The organism is Oceanobacillus kimchii X50 (assembly GCF_000340475.1).
GTDB lineage: Bacteria > Bacillota > Bacilli > Bacillales > Amphibacillaceae > Oceanobacillus > Oceanobacillus kimchii.
This window is the reverse complement of record NZ_CM001792.1, coordinates 62,055-83,591: the sequence shown is the minus strand read 5'-3', so window position 1 is coordinate 83,591 and position 21,537 is coordinate 62,055. Positions and strand designations below refer to the sequence as shown.

Sequence of the window (21,537 nt, the reverse complement as noted above, 5' to 3'; positions counted from 1 at the left end):
CCCTTATTGTTTTTAACTTTATAACATTTGTTCAATGATCATATATAAATTCTCAATTTCCTTTTCCAATTTAATTCTCGCATTTCTTTCAGATTTTATAACCTTCACCATAGACATATTAATGCTATTGTAATCCAATCCATCTTCATCTCTGACTATTTCTGGAGACATCTCCATAATAGCCCCTATTTTCTTTTTATTATATGTGCCAATTTCTACATCGCTATTTATGTTGTATGTTACAGGATTTATGCTGTCTAATACCATATAAGCTGTATCATCTTGTAATTCTTCAATATTTTGTTTATATAATATAGACGATCCAGTAGGGAAAGATGATGCTCTAATAGGTTTATATCCAATAGAACCTGCTGTATAAGTCACTGCATCTGTTACTCTCGTTCCATTATTTGAACCAAGATAAATATAATTTCCTGCGTTTTGTACTATGTTGCCGGAATGGACAGTGTGGGTATCTACTTCACTAGTAGCATTTATAGTATCAGTATCTATGGTGTCCCCTTCTATAGTTGTCGTATTGCCCCACCTAGTCGCCCTAAATATTTGTGGTACTTCGAGATTTATGAAATAGCCCTCTTCACCATATACAACAGGCGCTTCGAGTTGTGTACCGCTTAGCAATGGTTGGGTAAACGTGACTGGTGTATTACTGGATATTGATATATGGTCGTTATGATCACCAATGAAATTGAATCTCAGATGATTATTCGACGTGCTATCATACGTATCAACATCGAGACCCATCGTCAAATAACCCAAATCGTACATAACTACTCCAATTTTTCTATAGCTATTTAATTGCCATACCGTCTCATCTTTTGATATTCTAAGTAGTCCATATTCATCTGCTGAATATCCTGCAATTAATGCTGATTCTGATCTTCCCCACATAGAGGCAACATGTGTGTCGTATCCTCCAAACCAGATACTACCATTATTATTCCCTACTTCATTCACAGTAGCAGTATTAGCAATACCCATTAAGTCATATGACCAAGGATGCTCAACATCCCTTTTGAGTTGTTCCACAATATCAAATCTACCAAATTCATAATTACGTGCAGTAGACCGAACTTTATCAGTGTTCATGATCATCGATCCACCATCAGTCCAGAAAGTTAATTCCCTTGCTCCTATATCCATGTCTCTATTGCTATCAACTTTAATAAAAATATTAGGATCATCTTGGAATCTCATTTCTATAGTAGGTAATTCTCTATATAATGTATGAAGTATGGAGAAGGCTTCCCTTTTCCGACCATCACCAGATGTATGAGATCCACCACGTGTAAATGTTAGTCCATCGCCATTCAATTCAACACTAGATCTAAATTTATTATTGACAATCATACGATCAATAGCATATTCTATATTATCAGTATAATCATTGTAATCATACATATCCTCGGCAGTATATGATAACAGTGTTAGAGCTTCTGGTGTAAGTGAGTACCCATCCATTATCACAGCAAAATTGTCATCTGGGTCTTCGACTCTCCCCATTTCATAAGGCGACAAGAAATTGGCAGAAGCAATACTCTCACTAGTGAAATTAGAACCCTTCGCAACAGAATATACTCCAGTACTAGAGTCCCAACTTCTACTATACGAGTTTAATGCCCCGCTAAATGTACCAGATACACCTTCCAGTTTTCCTTTGATGGTGACATCTTCTGCAATAACAGTACCTGCCATTAGTTTATCTGCGCTGACTTCTTGAATCATAGCATTGGTAATGGCTGCATTTGCTATTATTCCACTATTTGCAGTTATTGTTCCTGCTGCTATTTCATTCGCAGTTACTGAATTAGCATAAAGAGAACCACCATCCATATAAATCGAATTGCGATAAGCCCACAAACTCGTGGGATCTTCAGCAAATTGTTTTGGTATACCACCATTTACAAGCATTACCTCACGAATATAGTAGTCTGTAGATCGTATGGTTTGATCGTCATCTATCCAACCAGTTGTTAAAAACTGCACTCCCCACCAATCCTCTATATTGGTTTGGGTTATTAATATTTCGAAATCTAGTGTAGCCCATTCTCCTGCTTGCAGATTGGGATGTTGATCCATCACATCACTAAACATTACCACATTCGACCAAGTTCCAGGGGCGGGATTGGAAAAGCGTATGCCATCGGCTTTCATTAGATTATCATCGGTGTTTGGTGATGTTAATATCCGCACGATCCTAAAATCTTGTGTTGCAGGATCAACTATTTCGTCAAATTTAACATCAAGGGTCAACGTGAAGAAATTGCCACCTTGCGACAGAACATACCTATTGTTTTGAACAGAATATAACCCATTATAGATTTGTTGATTGATATGGATTATATGGCTATTTGGTTTGTCTGTTTCCGGTTCTAATATAGTAGTTCTTGCATTAGCATATTGATTGCTGAAATCCCACCCTTGTTTGCCAATATTGAAACTACCATTTTGCAATAAATTATACTTCTTTTGTGTATATTCCTCTATTTGATCCTCTGGGGAAGGTCTATACCCTTGTGCATTACTAGATTGTATCACCATTGGTTTTTTGATCCATATATCTCTTCGACCCTCTGTTTCCCAACTAGTGAAAAACCCTAAGTATCCATGACCACTAGACCCTTGCAGAGTGCCTGCAGGAATTTTGTAGATATATCTAGTCCATTCGTCATCTATCGGCAACTCATCGGTAAGAAAATTAGTCAAGCTATATTGGGCAGGACTCAAATCATCTGTCAATGCACCCATTACATACGGTCTGATTGTATCTTCTTTTATCCATACTTCATAAGATATTACTATATCTTTATTAAGATCCAATTCCTGTGTAAACGGAGGGGAGTATAATCTCACAGACCCATCTATATCAACATAAATTCCTATTGCTCCATCTCTCTGTTGATATCCTTGTACGTCTACTGGTGTACCAAATAAGGCGAATCTCCATTGATCCTCATTTCCATTAATTGCGAAATTCTCAAATTTGGTGTCATCCAATAAGTTATCTGCACCATCTATATTTATGCTCCCTATAGCGTCATTAACATAAGTAATATCCGCCTTCTCAGATGGATCATATCCATCGTCATATAAAGCTCCATCACCAATCATCAATACATTAGCTGTTAATCTACCATTAATGTGGGCATCTGTAATAATAGCGTTATTTAGATGTACTTCATCAATCATAGCTTGCTGTGCAAGTAATTCTTTCGTAATGGTTTGTTCTGATATTTCCGTATTGCCATCAATTTGCTTGGTTTGAGCCATTACCATTTGCGAAAAATCAGAGCGCTTCCCATGGGTATTGACCGCACATACGACGAAATACCATTGTTCGTTTACTTCTGCATCATGTGCATATCCTCCGGACTTAGTAGCATAGAGAAAATTATCACTATCGGATGGTACAAAGTTTGCATTCGTACTACCGTATACACGATATTCCGCTATATATACAGAAGGGTCATAGTCCCATTTCAACATAATGGAAGAAAATAACCCAGTTGCCTGCAAATTATCTGGTGCAGGTGGCTTTACATTTGGAAAACTATCGTCGTCAATTATTCCCCCACTATCCCATGAACCGCTATTCTCGGTTACTTTACTAATAACCCAGTCTAACTTACTCTCGTCATCTTTTATTCTTAGAAAGTTACCTACCGTTATATCACCAACCGATGGATTTCCAATACTATATGAAACTTTTATAATTCTCGATTGAACAGTTAAAGCTGGGCGCATCTCTTCATCAATAATGTATCCTGTATCACCTAGATAGACTTGCTCATGTTCATAATCTGCAATACCATAGAACGTACGGACAGACATCTCATATTTCACCTGTGGCTTACTATTATTTTGAACATTTTCCCAAGTAACCTGCAGTAATTCTTCTGGGTTTGTGATCTCGTCATTGTCATAGATACCAATGCGGTGTATCTTTCCTTCTTTTGTTTTAATACCATAACTTTCAAGCGCTTCCGGATCCCCGACATATTTTTGACCTTTCGGTTTATCTACTGGATCTCCATTTAGTACATTCCATTCCAAATCTTCAAAAGTTATCTTTCTACTATTTCCTTCGCCTACCTCAACACTACCACCACGACCGATAAGTGCTGTTTTAGGATAATGTAGCACAGTACGTCTTATCGATTGTATATCTTTATCTATTTCAAAGCGTTTACCATTGTTTAAGCCTCTTCTTTCCCAATCAATAAAACGACCAGTGATTCCATGGTCGTCAAATTCTACTCGATCTATATATTCCCCTCCCCATACGGATCGAATATGTTTTAATGATTCCGTAACACTTTGATAGTATAAACTAGTTGAGCGTGTACCATAATCTCCTGTACGCCCTCTTTCGAATCGAGTCCCATCTAGTACAACATCTAACACGTCATTAATTGGCATATCCTGTGGTCGTCTCTCATAAACCCAAGCATCATTAAGCTCAACATAAGAAGGCATACATATTGCCATTTTCAGCTTTCCTTCATCACCATTAACATCCTCGACCTCTTTTATAGTCCAAAGACGATATACGCCTCGAAGATCTTTAACTACAATTTGGTTTTCTCCTTCAATATAATCACATGCATCTGCAGTATAAGGAAATACGACAGTAAGATTATTACTGTCGTTGTCGATATCCTCTTCTAATATCGATTCATCATCTACGTATTCATCAGATACATGTAATAACTTATCTTCATCGTCAAATATATAGACATTTGCTCTTTCCATTATCTATATACCTCCCTATACTTCAAAACTGCATCAACCGCAGTAGGTTCAATTCGAATATTATTAATACCCAGATTTAATTTCCAAAACTTTGGAGCTAGCATACTAATAGCATTCATTTGTAACTTATCATTTATAAAAACTTTACGTTTTTTAAAATCAACATCGACTTTATCTCCAATGGATAAATCATAAATTATCCGTAATTCTTTCTCTCCGTTGAATAAAAATAATGTATCTGTTTCTTCTGTTAGTACTATTTCCATTTCAGGAGGTGCTTGTTCAGTACCCATATACTTTACTTCTATTTCTCCAGTATCAAAATCTAATTGATCAGTTTTTCCATATTTATTAGGATCAGCACAAAAGATAGTCAATGTACCATCTTTTTTGAAGAAATACTCGTCACCTTCTTCCGATTCTGACGGTCTACCATAATACGTAATATCTGGCTCATCAGGAAAAATAATAGGGACATCTTTTGCAACATTAAGGACTCCGTTTAGATAATCAACAGTAAGTCTTAAAGATTCTCTATCATGTGCAATGATGTTCCCATTTATACCAAGAATTCTTGGCGGTCGTTTTGAGCCATGTACATAAGCTCCATCTGCGCTTGTAATCTCAGTTATGAGTAGTTGATTATTTGTAAATCCTCTACCTGTAATAGATTTAATTTTAAAATATGGTGAGAGATCAGCACCGTTGAATATCATAAACTATCATCCTTTATTTCTTTTTCAGTCTGTAATTCTGGCGATCTTGTTCATCCGAGATATCCTCTACAAATGCAGAGTACGTTTTTCCGCCAATTACCAGATTAATTTGTGCAGGTTGCTTACTTCCTCCGTTACCTTCGCCTGTATACGCCCCATTGTGTTCTGCAGGTACAACTGCTTCTCCTGCGTGTAGCATTGCAAGTCCATCTTGTGTAACTAAATCAGTACCAATGTTTAACTTAGGGATATTGGGGATGCTAAAACCTAATGTATTTCCACCCCGTCCTCCCATACCAGGAACCCAATTTGGGACTTTAGGAAGTTTAATCTTTATCCGATTTAACCCGTTAATCATTCCGTTTATTGCACCTATGACACCGTTAATAGCACCTTTGATCGCTCTTACTATCCCATCCCATATTCGACTAGTAGTACGAGATACACCGTCCCATACACTTGATATTGTGTTAGAAATCGAGTTAAAAGCTGAGGATATCCGGTCACGTATTGTATTTACAACATTTGATATGGTGTCACGTATACCATTCCAGATGTTCGATATTGTATTTCTTACACTATTCCAGATGTTCGATATAACATCCTTGGTAGCATTAAATACTTTAGAAGTAACATCTTTAACGCCATTCCATATTTTAGAGACAGTATTTTTTATTGCATCCAAAACGTTGGTAATGATATTTTTCCAACCATTAACAACCTTAGATATAAAATCTTTAATAGCGTTAAACACTGTTGATGTAACTTTTTGTATCCCATCCCATGTTTTCTTTATGAAATTAGAAATCGCTGTGATTGTCTTATCGAACATATTTTTAATACCTGTCCATATTTTATTAAGGAAATCAGATATTTTTTGGAAGTTTTCTTCTGTTTGTCTACGTTGCTCCTCCCATTGTTCAACAAAGAAGTCCACAATTGCAGTAACAATATCTGTGAAAAACTGTTTAATGTCTTCCCATAGTTCAACGAAAAAGTCAGATATTGCTTGCCATATCTCTACTGTTTTTTCTTTAATTGCTTGCCAAGTTTCGGGGATGGTTACGGTGAAAAACTCAATCATTTTATTAAATTCTTCTTTTACTGCTTCCCACCAAGTTATAAAGAAATCTTTAATAGCTTCCCAAACGGTTATGGTCACTTCTTTAATTTCATCCCAGTGGTAAACAATAATAGTTGCTAGTGCACCAACGCCTGCTATAATCATAGTAACTGGATTTAGTATGAGCCCCATTACCCCACCTAATTTGGTTATAATTCCTATAACTGGAGTAATTGCACTGATAAGAGAACCCATGACCACCAATACTGGACCGATAGCTGCTGCAACTGCTCCAACAACCATGACTACTTTTTGCATGGTGGGAGATAGGTCACCAAACCACTTAATTAATTTAATTGCACCCTCGACCAAGCCTTGTATTGCAGGAATCATCTTTTCTTTTATTGCATCTTTATTCTCATTAAACATCTTGAATAAAGGCTTGAGTGCTTCGCCCATTACCATGAAGAGAGTATATTTCAGATTGTCCCATTCCTTACGAAATTCGTTCATTTCATCCAACTCTTCTTGACTGAATGGTACATCTATTTCGTTCATAATTTCGTCTAAGTCTTTCCCACGACTTTCTAACTCGCTCACTATTGGAAGTAACTCTGGCATGTTCATTTGGTTAGCAAAAGCTCTTCTGTCAGCACCTTCTAGCTCTAGCATCGTTTCAACAATGTTACGCATTTGCTGATCAGCACCCATATTTTTAAATTCTTCAGCACTGACTCCCATAGCTTCAAAGCCTTTTGCTAGTCTTGGAGAAATCTCATTACCTCGCTCAATTTGCTTATTCAGTGTTTGCAATGAATTAGCAACTGCATCCGTATCGACACCTGCATCTGTAGCAATCTGGCGCCAACGTTGCAATTCATCAGTAGACATTCCAGTTATGGATGATAAATCTAATAATTCATCAGCGAAATTACCAAACTTAACCATTGCACCGCCTAACGCCACACCCACACCAGCTATCGGACCAGTAACCCATTTAGTCATGGAACTTCCAACATTCTTCATACTACTTCCAACATTTTTAAGCTTCGTTTGTAGGTTTTTTACTCCCTTTTCTGCGCCTTTTTGGTCTATTTTCGTATCTATCGTAATTGAACCGTCTGCCATTTATTTATCACCTGCCTTTCCACCGAAGGCTGTAATCATATCTTCAAATGCTTCATCTGCTGTTTTCTCACTGTTTTCAAGAGCATATTTTCGTTTAAGACGTAAGATTTTATTGCGCTCTTTCTGGTTATTCTTAGTAGGGGCAGGAACTTCCATTGCTCGTATTTGAACTACCTGCATGAATGGTGTTTTTTCACTTAATCCACTAAACAAAGATATGAATTTTTTCCAATGCATTTTGCCCTGTTGTTCGAGTAAATCAATACCGTAATCCATTAAAAAAGAAGCGTATATACGCTCCCCATCAACATCAAAGTCATATTCTTCTTTTTTAGAAGGTGGCTCATTTTCTAGGTTTTCTTCCGTTGCTTGTTCTGTCTGGAATTCATTATCTCTTTTGAAAGAAAGTTCCTCTTTTAAAATCATCATGAAAATTTGATATTTTTCATCCGATGGCAGATACTCTAATTCTTCATAATTGGTGATAAGCATTTCTAGACCAATTAATACCTTTTCATAATCCTCTAAACCCTCATCTTTAGTCATTTCAATAAATAGGATTATGTTATCGAAGGTTACATTTAATTGAAGTACTATTCCTTTGTAAATGCATGTATCCTTTAATGATTCTGTAAGAAACATAGGCTATTTCTTCTTTTTCAGATATTTTGCTTTCTTTTCTTCAAATTTCTTTTTATATGTTGTATTAATATAATCAATCACATCAAAGAGAACATCTAAGACCAACTCTAACGACTCATTTGTTTTTTTATAAATTGTGTCAAATGCGCCATCTCCCAATATCTCATCAGTAGCACGACTTGTTTTCTCTTTTAATCTATTCATCTCTTTTTCTAGTACCTCAACATCGTTAATATCTCTAACTTTTTCAGATTCTTTAGATGCTCTTTGTAAATCTATTGCTATCTCTGCATACCGATTCTTTTTCTTATCTGATAAATCAATTTCGTACGTTGTTCCATCAATCGATACTTCTTCTATCGCTCTTTGAATACCAATTTCCTTCATTTAAATTCCTCCTAAAGAAAAAGAGCAGCCATTTGGCTACTCTTATAATGTAGTTACATTCACAACGTCTGCCGGGTCAGACTCCGTACCGTATTTATCGTTTATTGCTGTTACGTAAAATTCATAGGTTGATGATGTTATTAATCCTGATACCGAATACGTATTCGTAGTTACAGTATCAACTTTTTCACCATCTTGATATACGTTGTACCCACTAGCATCCTCAGTCACATTCCAATCAAGATCAACGCTTGTTTCCGTCTCATTTGAAGCGACAAGGCTAGTGGGAGCCTTAGGGAGTAGGCTTTGTATATTTTGGTTTACCAGCAAAATGTATTTCAAAGGATATATCACCTTTTCCTCCTGCATCTCCACCCGGTCCTGTAATTGCAGCAATTGTACAAGGACCTTCAAAAGATGATCCGTCTGGCAATGTTAAACGAAAATCAGTCCGTCTTGACGGTCCTAACTCAAGCACTTTCGAGTAAATAAAATCCTGTGCCTCATCTCCGTAGTATCGATGTCCTGAAAAGGAAGCAATCAGTTGCGCACCGATTACATCTGTTTCCCCATATCCATCACCATCAAAGTATTTATCTTGGGCAGTCTCTTCGTTTGGATCTGGCTCCATACTATTGATACCTTTACCTAATCTTTCCCATGTTTCCGTTTCTCCGTTAGGTGTTACATTAATTTCCATCCTGTACTGTGAATTTAATAAAAATCCTTCTGGCATATTCATCCTCCTTTATGTGTATAGTTCCGCTTGAAACAATGCTGTCCATAACGTACCGTAGCTTGTTTTCTGCACGTAAGATGGTGTCGTAATGCATTGAAACGAAACCAATTTAAAAGAGCCATCACTCGAGGTGATAGCTCTGCTTGGTAAATTTTCATATTGACTTTCTAATTGATGAATCATTCGATATGCTTCTAAATTACTTTTGTGGTGGACTAAAAGCTGAAATTGAAACGGATATATCTTGCTTTTCTCCATATAGCGATCATTAATATTAGCAGGCGAAGGTCTAATAGCTATACTGTTATCATTTTCTTGATACGTCCCTATTTCAATAATAGAGGGTGTAAAAGATAAGTTTTCCGTATAGTCTTTTAATCGTTCTAAGAAATCCATATCATACCTCCTAATATTTTGATCTCGCTGCTTTTTGTGCCTCATCTAACCATTGTTTAAGTTTTTCTGCTTTGGCAGCTTCAAACCAAAGCCCTCTAGCATTCGGATTTATGTCTTTAGAGAAATTATAGTTCGAATTAAAATATATTTCTCTTACGTATGGAGTTACCCAACGTATCTCTCCATTCCCAATTTTTGAATGTGTAATCCCACTAACTCTAGTATTCTTAGAACGCATGGGGATATAGTAGTTACTATCTTTTAAAACCTGATTATCCAAAACAAATTGACCAAAACCTAATGCATTATCTAATTTTTTATTTACTTTATTCTTATCGAAATCAACTTTTACATCAATCACACTATCACCTTAGTTCCAGTTCGTAATGGTGTGGTTCACTACCAAACGCATAATGAGGTTTAACATCAACCACTTCACGATTAACACCATTAAACTCAATTTCGGATCTTATTTTAAAATTGGGAAATGCTGACGAATTGACTCGATCTACTAAAACAACATGATTGACCTCTTCACCTTCACTATTGGAAGTACGCTTTAATTTGCTTACAGGTGTAACTCTCACGTGTTCTATTTTAAGAGGAGGGGCGTGAGTACCATCCCATCCACTAGATCCCTCATATGCTTTATATTGGATTGTGTGAGGGAGTAAATGTTTTGGAATTGGACTAATGACCATGATAAGCACCTATTCCCCTGTACAATAAGCCTGCATATGCTAGATTCTGCATAACCCCATTAGGAATTTGAGTAGAAGCTTCCGCATTCATGGAGTAACTAAATGAGCCAACATTCACACTTTGCATCGTTTCTTGTTGTTTAGTAGCTATATAGCCCCCATTCATCACAAAATGCTCTGTCATGATGGCTGTTGCTTTTTTTAATAGATTCTTTTGTACATCTACTAGCTTATCCTCATCAATAGAAAAGTTAGTTTCTCCATCAATTACATCTGAAGCACGCTTAATACAACGATTAAGTTCTTTTTCATCTTCCATAGGAGTACCTTCATATTCATCTAAATAGTAACCTGCATCAATATACAAAAAGACACCCCCTATTTAGAGGATGCCTTTTGATTTTCTTCTTGTTGCTCTTTCTCAAGTTGTTTTACTCTTTCTTTGAGTTCCTTATTTTCTTTTACAACTTTTTCATGGGTTGATTTAGGTACGGTTTCCTCTTTCTTCTTACCGAGCACCTTTCCTTTTTCATCTGCCTTCTGATAACCCATTGCAAGTAATTCTTTTATACGCCCTTCATTGTTTTCTTTTAATACAACATTGTCTTTACGAAAGTATGGCATATTTGTTCATCCTCCCTTATTGTTCTTCTCCACCGCCACCAGATGACGGTGCTTTATTCGATACAACTAAACCTTTTGCTTGGTGTTTAAGCACAAACAAGTCATGGTACATACGATTTTGATACAGGTATCCGTCACCCTCGGTATGTTGACCTGGTTGGAACAAATACACTGAGTTCAGTTTCGCCTTTGCAACAATCGCACCTTTATAAACAATAATCCAGTTTAATTCTTGTGCATCGTTAGCCGGTATATAACCATCTGTAAAATCATATGCAGTATGGAAACGGTCAACATCGAATACTTCAATAAGTATTACCCCATCAATAGTTGTAACCCGAGTTTCAATTGTCGTATCCTGATTCTGTAAAGAAAAAGTCCCTTTGCCTTCCTTGTACTTCTCAATGGCATCCATCACATCGGTAGATACATAGGCTTTTAGATTTGCAGTACCAAACTTACGTACTTTTCGAATGTCGGATTTCAATCGGTCAAATACGTCTTTCGGAGTACCATCCGTTACGTTCTCATCTTTCGCTTGTTCCAATTCTTGCGCTTTTTGCGCTAGTTTAGAGAAACGATATGCATCAATTTCTGGACCCGCATTTTCCGTCAAGAATATCCGAGTTACATTTGCAGCACTTGCAGCTTGATTTGATTCATCTACATCCATTTGATCAACGAAGAACTCAACGTCACGATCAAAGCTAAGTGTATATGGCTCATGTGTAACGTCTACTGTGCCTCGATTATAGCCACCGTTTCGAGTATGTTGCTTATAACCAGAAACAGATAAATGAGGTACATGGAACGTTTTTGCCCCCATCCAGTTTACTCCTTGTGTTTCAAGGTCATTTGTAAGTGTCGTTTGTTTGATTACTTGGTCTAATTGAGTCTGATATCTTTGTGCATAGTTAATTGCATTTGGCATGTTTAATCATCTCCTATTTTCCTAATAATGTTTGTGCGAAGGCATCATCTCCGCCTCCGCCTTGTTGATGACTTCCCGGAGTATATTCCAAGCTAGGGTCATTATTGTTTTGCTCGGACTGAAACAGGTAATCATCAGATTCTTTTAATCCTTCCAGTTGCGTATCTAATCCACGCAACTTGTCACCGTCTAATTTAACTTCATCTAGATTAAGTAAGGCTTTAACTGCAGTTGGATTCTTTACATTGGCATCTTTCAATGTGTTTTCTAACTTGTGATCAAATGCTTGTTGCTCCAATTTCTGTTCCAGCTCTGACTTAGTTGTTTCATTCTCTTCCTTCAAACGATCGATTTCAGCAGTTAAATCTTCATTACCCTTCGCCTTTTCCCCGAGGTCTTTCAGTTGTGTGTCACGATCAGCAATCTGTTGCTTATAATCGTTGACTTGGCTTTCAAGCGTATCTGCCTTTTCTGCTTTTTCCTTCAAGTCATTTACTGATTTTCCATGTTCAACCATAATCTTATCGATACTTTCACTTTCTAAACCTAGGTTCTTTAAAAAATCTCTGTCCATATCCATTCTCCTTTTACATTTTTTAACATGGTCGAGTCCACGTAAAGGTTGCTATTTATCGCATAGCTACGAGTTATTGCATAATAAAAGCACCCAGCGCTCGCCTGCTGAGTGCACTAACTAAAATAAGTTGGACCCTTTTCTTTTTCCTTCAAATCCTTCACAACTTCCGTCAATTGAAAGAATGCTTTTTCCAATCCATCCACTTGTTCCTTTAATTTCTCATGCTCTTTTTTACTTACTGGCAAGCCCTCACCCCCTTAACGTATTTGTTCCCTTTCGTTATTTCGAGTACGTCCAGTGCTCTTAATAAAGCTTCTTAAGTTCGCTTGGCGCTCCTTTATTCTGTCGTCAGCTTCAACAATTCCTATATCATCATCAAGTTCAATCATCATAGCCATTTCCCGCTTTGCTTTTCTGATTTCCCTTTCCAGATAACGTTGCTTCTGACTTTCTTCATACATACGATCATTCTTCTCGCTACTTACAGGATTGTATGTTTTCTTTGTACCTTCAAAGTATGGATACTTCATATGACCGCAATGCACGCCAAATAAGCCAGCAGGATGTCCCATACTGGTATCACCTAACGCCGGATATTTTGGATGATTTCCGGAACGAGAAAATATTCGTCCTTGATATGGAGCACATAAAGGTCTGGCACCATCATGAGAACTGACTTCAACAAGATCCACATCGTACTCATCCATTCGAGTATCTTGCATATCATTGGCAACATTATTACTTGTTGAACGCATTACCATACTTACATATGCTGCCGTAGACCATTCCCTACCACTTTTATCTACTAGTGCAGGGACACCTTTATCTGCTAGCCCCTTAATAGATTCTCTTAATGCTTGTTGCGGAGTAGAAACACCTGCGAGCACCTTCCCAGTAGTATCATTGATGACATCGAGGTACTTTTGCCTTGAGAGGTTTAATATGGTTGTATTCGTAAGATTAAGCGTGTTTTTTGCTTGCCTCTGATATCCAACCAACACATTTTTTAAGGATTCACTATCTTTTGCACCTTCGAGCATGTCACCCTCTATATCATCTACTGCGCTATATCCTGCATTGGATAACATCTTTTCTACCTCTTGCATGATTTTACCAGAACGGGAAGAAATAATTTCTATATGCTCTTTGTTGATAGCATCTAGTTCACTTAATCTACTTAGTTGCCACGATTCTACTAATTGCGTATTTCTATTCTTTTCTATATCAATAAGAATGCTATTATCTCTCGCAATCTTCTTGGCAATATTCTTTAATATCTGATCTTCAATAGACAAATAAACATCGGTTACAGGCTTGGTAAGGCTTTGCGATACCCATTTATCCATTAGTCATCATCCGAACCTGTACCGAAGAAATCAACATCACTAGCATTTGTGCTTTGATTTTCTTCATTGATTTCCTCCATCCATGCCTGTGCTTCCTCTTCATTTAGACCATATATACGCATGATTGCTCGTTTTCGAGGCAATAGCTTATTAGATACCTCTTGAATTGTTCGAGCTAGTTCTGCAGCGTTATCCTCGATGACAGAATCATCAAAAGTAATGGTGATATCTATATCACGTTCACCATTAAAGATGTTATAGACCTTGGCAATCGCAATAATAGATTCAATTACATCCTGTAAACCACCTTCAATAATGGTTTCATGTGATTTCTTGGATTTAAATGTTTTACTGTTTTCGCTCATTACCTCGGTTGCGGTCTTTACACTCTGACCATCAAAGGAAAAAGTGCCCAAAGAAAAACCTGTCTGAGTAGCATAGAGATTTAATAAAGCATTAATACCTGCGATATGTTCATCAACTCGAAGAGTCACATTAATATCTTTTATCCCTTCTTCATCATCTTTGAACTTCATTGCTTCGTAGGTCTCGTCTGTATCATCAAAATAACGATGGATCTCTTGTGTTTTCGGATCTACAACAGTTTTAACCATGTGAGCAGGAACAATAATCCGTTTTTTCCCTAGCCTGAACTCCCTATGAAAACTATCAAAAGCAGTATCGATCGCTTTTAATGTATCTAAAGCATTCGCAAATATGGAGATTCCCATCGGTGACTGTAAATCAATATTATTAGCAGTATTCGGCTTGAAATAAGTGAATAAAGGCTTTTTCAAGTTGTTAAAGCGATATTGCTCTTTCATATCTGGGAAGATGATCTCTAATGAAACACGTACACCTAACTCCGTACCGTTTGATTCATATAATTCATGATCAACAACGTATTGATTAGCCTTCTTATCCCATGTATGCCATTCTAAGTGCGTGTATTTCTTATCGCCCTTATGGTACTCTCCAATGAAAACACCTTCTGTAATCGTGTCATTATGCCAAGCAATCGGGATAAAACTATCTGCAGTAACAAAAGAGAGCATAATCTTACCTTCTTTCACGAATGGCTTAATGACCATACCGCCTAAGGCAAAGTTATACTCTAAGTGATCTTGAAATTTTTTATTAAATTTATTTTGCTTGAACACTTCTTCCACAAATTTTGAGGTGCGGTTCTCCCCATCTCCAATACTAATACTGCATTTTTCATTAAATACAAGACTAGCCATTTCTGCAGCAGCAGTTTTTGCCATCATCAACGTGTCTTTCTTACGATGCTTTTTTCCAGATATCGTATGCTCGTAAATATCATGCCAATCTGGGTAATATCCCTTGTACAACGATTGCCATATCGACATTTTGTTATACATATTCTGGTTGATATTGATGTGTTTGTGGTTTTGTATCTTATCTATGCCTTTAATTAACCCCATTCGATACAAGCCTCCTTTCACTGCATCTATAATTCGTTTTAACATTAATTCACCACCTACAATACATAGTTGTGATAAAAGTGATTGTTCGCATATCGTGCTTCGTCCATAGCATGGTTGTAATCATCAATTGGCTTTCCATTGTCGTCTCGGACGTACATTCCAATTTCTTTAATAAAGTTGTAATGATCATATTTGTCATTTTCAACCAAGAAAAATTGATCATTGGTCATGGAGTTTTGAAGTCGCTCTATACCTACCTCAATTCCCCCTCCTTGTTTCTTAGCGTCCGATGCGTTGTTATCTGCCCTAGATGTATCAATATGGATATCATGTAGTTCCTCTCGCAACGATTTACAAGCAGGGTCAACGAACATGTCAGAAAAGCGCATCTCATATTTATTGGTACACCATTGGACGAATTTCTTTATTTCTTTCGCATATTTGCTCATTGATTTAACTTGTCCCGTCTCTGCACCAGAATGATAGTAATTTGCGACCCTATTTAAGCGAAATTTCCCATCATAAAGTGTAACTATATTACAACTGTAGGAAGTCGCATCCGATTGACCACCATCAGCAACAAAAAACATTTCATAGGGTTTACCAAGTAATGTAGCTTTTTCATGCTCGGCAGGGTTAAACATGGAGTAAATAACGCCTTCTGGCATCACTCTTTTTCCATACCAGTCACGATCAAGTAAATACGGGTTCTTACTTAGTGTTTCAAATATTTCTTGTTTACGTTCTTCACTAATTATCGGATTATCTTGTATGGTCCAGTGTGTCAATCTAGTGTCTTGAACATCGAATACCTCACTTATAACAGGATGATTAGGCGCTGGTGGGTTTAAATCTGCTAAAAAATATCTGTCCTGCGCTGCAAAAGTACGTCTGAAACACTCTTGAATCATGCCCATATTAAGTAGGTTAATCTCACAAAATACAACGCTACCTAATGACATACCAGTTATAGCACCAACGCTATTTGCCTTTGCTCCACCTTTGTAATAAACACGCTTAATTCCATTTGGAGTATGAACTTGTAAATGATCCCCATGTTCATCGTGTTTGATTTCTGCTAGATCAGCGAATATATGCATTAATCCAGTTCCATCGCCATCAATAAACAAACGGAATGCCTGCTCTTGGTTATAAGCAGTAATTAAGTGGTTTGAATCTCTAGAATTTGTTAGATAATCCGCATAACGGAAATGACCGGCAGTCGTTTTACCGCTTCTTGGAGTACCTTCTAACACATCCATGGTGTAATCATAAGGTCGATATATGGTTTCTAGCTGTTTATCCGAGAACTCAATCTTTAGCTTGCTCATATCGCTTACGCCCTTCAATTAATGCATCTAACAAACCAGTATCTTTCTTCTGTCCTTTGAGGAGTTTCGTACGTTCTTCGATAAACTCCGTCTCTTTCTTTGTTTTATCAATAGCTGTCTGCATGCGTTCCACTTCTAACAGACGTTTATCGTCATGTTCAGCTAACTCATAGAATTGTTTAAGCATACTTCTCAATTCACCCATGGCTCGACTTTGAGAATTTAAAAAATTCGCCTGTTTATCCCAAGCGAATTGTATCTCCCATTCATTCTTTTCAGTTGTGAAGTTCTCTCCATCCGATGTTTCGGTTTTCTTTACCTCTTTAGTAATTTCATATTTATCTTGGACAAACATGATCTGTTGAGCTCGCATAATCGACGCAAACTGCATTTGTATGTTCATCCATAATATTTCTAGTGGAGAAACATCGTTCATTCCATTCACTATTTCCATCGTTTCATCAGGTAGGTATTTAGCAAATAGACCATGCGTGACTGCTGAACTGTTGCGTTTTGCAAACTTAGGCGTTGGATTAGGATTTCCTTTATTTCCCGGTTGTCCTCCGATCTTCTTTTTGGTTGCAACTTTTTTACTTTTGGTTGCATCCTTTTTAGTTGCCTCCCTCGACCAACCTTCACGACTTTTTCTACTCTTTAATGTTCCTAGCTTTATCTCATATTTAGCAGCAAGATCTTTTAAAGTAATCTTACTGGTTTCCCATTCTTTTTTAATATTATCCCATTTCATTTACATTCACCATCCACCTCCGATTTTGGGTATAGAAAAAAGCACCTCATATGAGATGCTAAGATTATTTTAATCATCAAACCAATTTTTTAATTTATTTGATAATCCGCTACTTTGAATCTGGACAATTCTATGCAATTTACCCAGCTCCACTTGAAAACTCATTCCAAGATCACTTTGCTCCGAAAATGTAATTAGACTCCCCATCTTTTCATTAGTAAAAGATATGAAATAAATATCATCATAGTAATATTTTTCTTCTTCGTAATAAATTTGACGTTCAAACTTACCCACTGCTACGATATCCCTAGATTTATTCTTGTTTAAATATATTTCTTTAATCTTACTAAAGTTTTGAGTACGCTCTAAATATTTATACCTCTCATGATTAGACGCTTCTTCCCATTGAATCTCACTATTAGATGTCTTCACTTGTAATTCTTTTACAAAATTTTCCACATCAATTTCATTCATCACTTTGTTATCACCTCTAGCCAATTTTCTTTTTCATCAAAATCAGTCTGTAATTTCTTTATTAATTCATAAATCAATATTCCCACTTGTCTTTGATAACGACCCTCACCTTTTAATTCAAACAATTTACTGTAAAGGTTATTATTTATTATTTTATCTAGTTTTTTTATGGTTTTAATAGTATCTTTTGATAAGATTTTCCTATAATTGTATACCTCGATTAAAACCTCGTTAATTGTCCAATGATCTATAATGTTGTCGTCTTTAGCCATTTTATAAGTTATACTTAACGACGTTAGTAAAGATTTTTTACTTTTTTTATACTCATTTTGTATATGCATCGACATAAGATTATTTTTTATTTTTGTCGCGGTCTTACTTATATAAATTGCATAAATTAAACTAAAAAATCCTATTACTGTTCCAATTATTGTCGCGTAAAACCCCACTAAAGTATATATGTCCATTCAACCACCGCAAATGATATTTTTAGATAATTATAGACTATTTTATAACCGGGATTCAAGTGTGAGTTACTTTCCCTTATATAGTATATTTATATTATAAGACCGTAAGGTCTTCAAAGAACACGCTCTATACTAGATTAGTGTTCTATACCCTTTCATCTATAAAAACTCTGTGCGACATACGTGCGACATATCACGCTGCTGTAATTTCTTCCACCTTTTCCTTAGCCCTATTAATGTATGTCCGAACAGTCCACTTACTTATCCCTAATCTTTCTGCTATTTTCTGCATACTTAGTCCTTCAGCTTGATACATGAGATAACATTGTCTTTCTCTATCAGAAAAGTTTCTAAATAACTCTAATAGCGTTGTCCGTTGTTCTTGGCTCATATACAATGGTTCACGTTCTTTCCTTAATTCCTCTTTAATATCCGGTATGATGTCCATATCCTCATATTGGCTTATTCTGTATGCATTACGCTTATCTACACCCCTATATGAATCTGGTTGCCTTCCTGTCTCCATCCAGTCCATAGAATAAGTCATACTACCAATCATGCTGTTGATCTTGTGTTCATCATCTTGTGGAGATTCCTTTTTCATACGACCTAAATCCTTGCGCCCTTCAGTGTATTGCTCTAATAATTCATCTGCCCAATTTTCGATTGCTTGACTATTCATATTTACCGCCCCCTCTCAAAATATAAAAAAAGACACCAACTGACGATTTAACGTCAATCAGTGTCCTCTAGCTGTCTAGTAGGATGTATTTCATCTTGTAGTAATAACTTATTTACAATTTTTAAAAGTAAATTATTTCTATCAATAACTCCATTTAAATCTTTTATAAGGTATAAGATACCAAACCAAGATAGGATAAAGAAGATTAGGTTCTGAACCATAATTACTGTATCAGTTACATTACCAGTAATTACATTTACAATAAGAGGTGTTGATCCAGCAATAACAAGTGTTTGGGCTAATCCTCTGATAACTTTTATTTTATCACTTTCACTTCTTGCTTCTAATAATATTTTTAATTCATTTAATTTTTCTTTATCAGGATATTTCTCATTTAACTTTTTTTTGATTAAAGAGAAATTCTCATGAATAGTTTTATTATTTATATCCTTGATTTTACTTAAATCATCAAAAAGATGAATTTCATTTCCAACATCACCCATCCAGTTATATAAAGTATATTTACGCCATTTTCTCTTTTCTTCAAACCTTATAAATTTATCTCCTAGATAGCTTAGTAAGATATACCCCATGAACAATAGAAAATTTATTAATATTATTACCACTATAATACTAGTAATCTTAATTTTAAGTGGCGCTGTGTTTTCTAGAAAAGTAACTGTAGATAAAGTTAAAAGAAAAAAATTAAACAAAGTAACAAACAATAACTTCAAACTTGCTCCTCCTCTTCAAAAGTTCACGTAGTCCGCCCTTCGTATCAAAATCGCTAGGTAAGCCAAAAACCCCAATCAATAGTCTTTTTTAATGTATTAACTATTTTTTTAGCGATTTATATATAATTTCAACATATTTATTGGAAAAGGACACTAACTGACAATTTAACTTCAATCAGTGTCCTCCAGTTGGCTGGTAAAACTATCAATAATCAAACGGATCAATATTGACTAAACTTCCCCACTCAAGTTCATCATAAAATGTAACGTTTTCCTCTAAGAGTTGCGAATAAAATTCATCCTCTTCAACATAATTTTCACTAACATGAAACCAATTTTTTCTTATAGCTTCATACGAAAAAATCCAATTGCTGCCATACAAACTGTTTTTATTTAGATGTGACTGATATAAAGATAAATCTAAATTGTTAATAAAGCCTTTCTCATATAAGTTCATAGTCATAATAGAAATAAAAGGATTATCATATTCGTTTAATAATTTAGAAATACCTTCAGATACTTTTAAATCTAATAGTTTGCAAATAGATAAAGACCATAAAACCTCATAGTCATTTCCTAATTCTATATTCAACTTTATTATTTTTTCTAAAGTATCTACTATCCTAACTTTGTTTAATGGTAATTCTCTAAGTTCATTTTCAAATAATATTGACCTTACTATAGGAAGAGTAGTAGAATCAATTGTTATCGAAGAGAGTAATAATGATTCTAAAATCGACCAATTTTCATCTTTTATAGACGAGGGGATTCTTTGTACTGAATATTTCAAAACTCCATCATTTGGATATAATTTTGCCAGTTCAAAAGCTCTACTGAAGAAACTAATTAAATCATTTCTTTCACCCTCTACACTATCTCTGAAGTCATAAAGTTTAATTTCAGGGACCCAGCTTGGTTCAATTGCTTCCGGTAGCATAATTATCTCAGTTTTATGAGGATTCAATTCTAATTCAAATTCCCTTACTATCTTATGAAGTTTGTTAAGACAATTTTCGGCTTCTGAGAGGGTGTCAAAATATAATTCAATATCGTCTGTATATCTAAACCCTTTAATATTAGGAACCATTTCCTGCAATCTTTTATCTATTGCAGTGCCTATTACTTCAGAAATGATTAAGGAAGTATCAGGACCTGTTGGAATCCCCAAGGTTTGACCATCTTGCATATTTCTAATTAATTTATCTAGTTTATTTCCCAATAAGCTGCAATCAGTTTGTCTATCTTTTGATAATCTTTTTCCGTGCATAGCCCAAGGTATACTGTGGGTATAAATAGTAGGATAATATCTAGAAATATCCGTTTTAAGAATATACTTTTTACACGCTATTCCTTCAATTCTTTTGAGGGTTTTTTCTTTAAAAGGAAATTCTCTTTCGATTGCTCTCTCTGCGTTTTCATTGAATATAGGCTTTGTTAAACTAATAATAGAATTACTGTAAAATTCTTCTAATTTATCTCGATGTTCTAATATCGCCTCAGATAATTTAATTTGGTGATAAGGTGTGGGTACATTCATAATCCTCCTAGAATGAGTGATCTTAGGCACTGAAAAATTTGCACTTTTAGTCCACCTTTTATTACCATTCTTACCATTTGTCAGAACACCATA

At 35.8% G+C, this 21,537-nt stretch carries 23 protein-coding genes; all 23 read right to left on the bottom strand.

Translation table 11 applies throughout. From position 1 onward, the window contains the following. Positions 1 to 18: 18 nt before the first annotated feature. The 23 genes from C794_RS20080 to C794_RS00430 all read right to left on the bottom strand — a co-directional run bounded on the left by C794_RS20080 (position 19) and on the right by C794_RS00430 (position 21,444). The gene (locus C794_RS20080) at positions 19 to 4,773 is read right to left on the bottom strand and encodes a phage tail protein (RefSeq protein WP_017795192.1); all 4,755 of its coding nucleotides are present in this window, start codon (positions 4,771 to 4,773) and stop codon (positions 19 to 21) included. Further along, positions 4,773 to 5,489 (bottom strand): distal tail protein Dit, encoded by a 717-nt coding sequence (locus C794_RS00540; protein ID WP_017795191.1) that lies wholly within the window; start codon positions 5,487 to 5,489, stop codon positions 4,773 to 4,775. Before C794_RS00540 ends, C794_RS20080 begins: the two co-directional genes overlap by 1 nt. 13 nt (positions 5,490 to 5,502) lie before the next feature. Further along, positions 5,503 to 7,680 (bottom strand): hypothetical protein, encoded by a 2,178-nt coding sequence (locus tag C794_RS00535; RefSeq protein ID WP_017795190.1) that lies wholly within the window; start codon positions 7,678 to 7,680, stop codon positions 5,503 to 5,505. After that, entirely contained in the window at positions 7,681 to 8,322 is a 642-nt protein-coding gene (locus C794_RS19485) for a Gp15 family bacteriophage protein (RefSeq protein WP_017795189.1), read from the bottom strand. Positions 8,323 to 8,325: 3 nt separating this feature from the next. After that, a complete protein-coding gene (locus C794_RS00525) occupies positions 8,326 to 8,709 on the bottom strand; it encodes a hypothetical protein (protein ID WP_017795188.1) in 384 nt (127 codons plus the stop codon). Positions 8,710 to 8,751: 42 nt separating this feature from the next. Then, complete coding sequence (locus tag C794_RS00520) at positions 8,752 to 9,051, bottom strand: fibronectin type III domain-containing protein (protein WP_195891530.1); 300 nt, start codon at positions 9,049 to 9,051, stop codon at positions 8,752 to 8,754. Further along, positions 9,002 to 9,445: a phage tail tube protein gene (locus tag C794_RS00515; RefSeq protein ID WP_017795186.1), complete on the bottom strand. Its 444-nt coding sequence runs from the start codon at positions 9,443 to 9,445 to the stop codon at positions 9,002 to 9,004. Before C794_RS00515 ends, C794_RS00520 begins: the two co-directional genes overlap by 50 nt. A gap of 12 nt (positions 9,446 to 9,457) precedes the next feature. After that, entirely contained in the window at positions 9,458 to 9,844 is a 387-nt protein-coding gene (locus C794_RS00510) for a phage tail terminator protein (protein ID WP_017795185.1), read from the bottom strand. A 10-nt stretch (positions 9,845 to 9,854) separates the two neighbouring features. Beyond that, on the bottom strand, positions 9,855 to 10,205 hold the full coding sequence (locus C794_RS00505) for a minor capsid protein (RefSeq protein WP_017795184.1): 351 nt from the start codon (positions 10,203 to 10,205) through the stop codon (positions 9,855 to 9,857). A gap of 4 nt (positions 10,206 to 10,209) precedes the next feature. Continuing rightward, the gene (locus C794_RS00500; protein WP_017795183.1) at positions 10,210 to 10,545 is read right to left on the bottom strand and encodes a putative minor capsid protein; all 336 of its coding nucleotides are present in this window, start codon (positions 10,543 to 10,545) and stop codon (positions 10,210 to 10,212) included. Then, the gene (locus C794_RS19480; protein ID WP_017795182.1) at positions 10,535 to 10,912 is read right to left on the bottom strand and encodes a head-tail connector protein; all 378 of its coding nucleotides are present in this window, start codon (positions 10,910 to 10,912) and stop codon (positions 10,535 to 10,537) included. The genes C794_RS00500 and C794_RS19480 overlap by 11 nt, the downstream gene beginning before the upstream one ends. A gap of 11 nt (positions 10,913 to 10,923) precedes the next feature. Then, positions 10,924 to 11,169, bottom strand: a complete 246-nt coding sequence (locus C794_RS00490; protein WP_017795181.1) for a hypothetical protein — start codon at positions 11,167 to 11,169, stop codon at positions 10,924 to 10,926. 16 nt (positions 11,170 to 11,185) lie between these two features. Further along, positions 11,186 to 12,100 (bottom strand): hypothetical protein, encoded by a 915-nt coding sequence (locus tag C794_RS00485; RefSeq protein ID WP_017795180.1) that lies wholly within the window; start codon positions 12,098 to 12,100, stop codon positions 11,186 to 11,188. Between the two features lie 13 nt (positions 12,101 to 12,113). After that, on the bottom strand, positions 12,114 to 12,674 hold the full coding sequence (locus C794_RS19475; RefSeq protein ID WP_017795179.1) for a phage scaffolding protein: 561 nt from the start codon (positions 12,672 to 12,674) through the stop codon (positions 12,114 to 12,116). Between the two features lie 116 nt (positions 12,675 to 12,790). Then, the gene (locus tag C794_RS21125; protein ID WP_017795178.1) at positions 12,791 to 12,922 is read right to left on the bottom strand and encodes a hypothetical protein; all 132 of its coding nucleotides are present in this window, start codon (positions 12,920 to 12,922) and stop codon (positions 12,791 to 12,793) included. 12 nt (positions 12,923 to 12,934) lie between these two features. After that, the gene (locus tag C794_RS00470) at positions 12,935 to 14,023 is read right to left on the bottom strand and encodes a phage minor capsid protein (RefSeq protein ID WP_017795177.1); all 1,089 of its coding nucleotides are present in this window, start codon (positions 14,021 to 14,023) and stop codon (positions 12,935 to 12,937) included. Beyond that, complete coding sequence (locus tag C794_RS00465; RefSeq protein ID WP_017795176.1) at positions 14,023 to 15,513, bottom strand: phage portal protein; 1,491 nt, start codon at positions 15,511 to 15,513, stop codon at positions 14,023 to 14,025. Before C794_RS00465 ends, C794_RS00470 begins: the two co-directional genes overlap by 1 nt. A gap of 11 nt (positions 15,514 to 15,524) precedes the next feature. Continuing rightward, positions 15,525 to 16,802, bottom strand: a complete 1,278-nt coding sequence (locus C794_RS00460) for a PBSX family phage terminase large subunit (RefSeq protein ID WP_017795175.1) — start codon at positions 16,800 to 16,802, stop codon at positions 15,525 to 15,527. After that, positions 16,783 to 17,550 carry a phage terminase small subunit gene (terS, locus tag C794_RS00455; RefSeq protein WP_017795174.1) on the bottom strand — a complete coding sequence of 256 codons (768 nt, stop codon included), beginning with the start codon at positions 17,548 to 17,550 and terminating at the stop codon, positions 16,783 to 16,785. Before terS ends, C794_RS00460 begins: the two co-directional genes overlap by 20 nt. 69 nt (positions 17,551 to 17,619) lie before the next feature. After that, positions 17,620 to 18,024, bottom strand: coding sequence for a hypothetical protein (locus C794_RS00450; RefSeq protein WP_017795173.1), 405 nt, complete (start codon positions 18,022 to 18,024; stop codon positions 17,620 to 17,622). 660 nt (positions 18,025 to 18,684) lie between these two features. Continuing rightward, a complete protein-coding gene (locus C794_RS00440) occupies positions 18,685 to 19,173 on the bottom strand; it encodes a sigma-70 family RNA polymerase sigma factor (protein WP_017795171.1) in 489 nt (162 codons plus the stop codon). A 53-nt stretch (positions 19,174 to 19,226) separates the two neighbouring features. Beyond that, positions 19,227 to 19,907, bottom strand: coding sequence for a hypothetical protein (locus C794_RS00435; RefSeq protein ID WP_017795170.1), 681 nt, complete (start codon positions 19,905 to 19,907; stop codon positions 19,227 to 19,229). Positions 19,908 to 20,112: 205 nt separating this feature from the next. Continuing rightward, positions 20,113 to 21,444 carry an RNA-directed DNA polymerase gene (locus C794_RS00430; RefSeq protein ID WP_017795169.1) on the bottom strand — a complete coding sequence of 444 codons (1,332 nt, stop codon included), beginning with the start codon at positions 21,442 to 21,444 and terminating at the stop codon, positions 20,113 to 20,115. Positions 21,445 to 21,537: the final 93 nt, after the last annotated feature.

What these genes read in the sequence shown, in the direction of transcription:
- C794_RS20080 (WP_017795192.1), bottom strand. Translation starts at nt 4,773, where the DNA reads ATGGAAAGAGCAAATGTCTATATATTTGACGATGAAGATAAGTTATTA.
- C794_RS00540 (WP_017795191.1), bottom strand. Translation starts at nt 5,489, where the DNA reads ATGATATTCAACGGTGCTGATCTCTCACCATATTTTAAAATTAAATCT.
- C794_RS00535 (WP_017795190.1), bottom strand. Translation starts at nt 7,680, where the DNA reads ATGGCAGACGGTTCAATTACGATAGATACGAAAATAGACCAAAAAGGC.
- C794_RS19485 (WP_017795189.1), bottom strand. Translation starts at nt 8,322, where the DNA reads ATGTTTCTTACAGAATCATTAAAGGATACATGCATTTACAAAGGAATA.
- C794_RS00525 (WP_017795188.1), bottom strand. Translation starts at nt 8,709, where the DNA reads ATGAAGGAAATTGGTATTCAAAGAGCGATAGAAGAAGTATCGATTGAT.
- C794_RS00515 (WP_017795186.1), bottom strand. Translation starts at nt 9,445, where the DNA reads ATGCCAGAAGGATTTTTATTAAATTCACAGTACAGGATGGAAATTAAT.
- C794_RS00510 (WP_017795185.1), bottom strand. Translation starts at nt 9,844, where the DNA reads ATGGATTTCTTAGAACGATTAAAAGACTATACGGAAAACTTATCTTTT.
- C794_RS00500 (WP_017795183.1), bottom strand. Translation starts at nt 10,545, where the DNA reads ATGGTCATTAGTCCAATTCCAAAACATTTACTCCCTCACACAATCCAA.
- C794_RS00490 (WP_017795181.1), bottom strand. Translation starts at nt 11,169, where the DNA reads ATGCCATACTTTCGTAAAGACAATGTTGTATTAAAAGAAAACAATGAA.
- C794_RS00485 (WP_017795180.1), bottom strand. Translation starts at nt 12,100, where the DNA reads ATGCCAAATGCAATTAACTATGCACAAAGATATCAGACTCAATTAGAC.
- C794_RS19475 (WP_017795179.1), bottom strand. Translation starts at nt 12,674, where the DNA reads ATGGACAGAGATTTTTTAAAGAACCTAGGTTTAGAAAGTGAAAGTATC.
- C794_RS00470 (WP_017795177.1), bottom strand. Translation starts at nt 14,023, where the DNA reads ATGGATAAATGGGTATCGCAAAGCCTTACCAAGCCTGTAACCGATGTT.
- C794_RS00465 (WP_017795176.1), bottom strand. Translation starts at nt 15,513, where the DNA reads ATGTTAAAACGAATTATAGATGCAGTGAAAGGAGGCTTGTATCGAATG.
- C794_RS00460 (WP_017795175.1), bottom strand. Translation starts at nt 16,802, where the DNA reads ATGAGCAAGCTAAAGATTGAGTTCTCGGATAAACAGCTAGAAACCATA.
- terS (WP_017795174.1), bottom strand. Translation starts at nt 17,550, where the DNA reads ATGAAATGGGATAATATTAAAAAAGAATGGGAAACCAGTAAGATTACT.
- C794_RS00450 (WP_017795173.1), bottom strand. Translation starts at nt 18,024, where the DNA reads ATGAATGAAATTGATGTGGAAAATTTTGTAAAAGAATTACAAGTGAAG.
- C794_RS00440 (WP_017795171.1), bottom strand. Translation starts at nt 19,173, where the DNA reads ATGAATAGTCAAGCAATCGAAAATTGGGCAGATGAATTATTAGAGCAA.
- C794_RS00430 (WP_017795169.1), bottom strand. Translation starts at nt 21,444, where the DNA reads ATGAATGTACCCACACCTTATCACCAAATTAAATTATCTGAGGCGATA.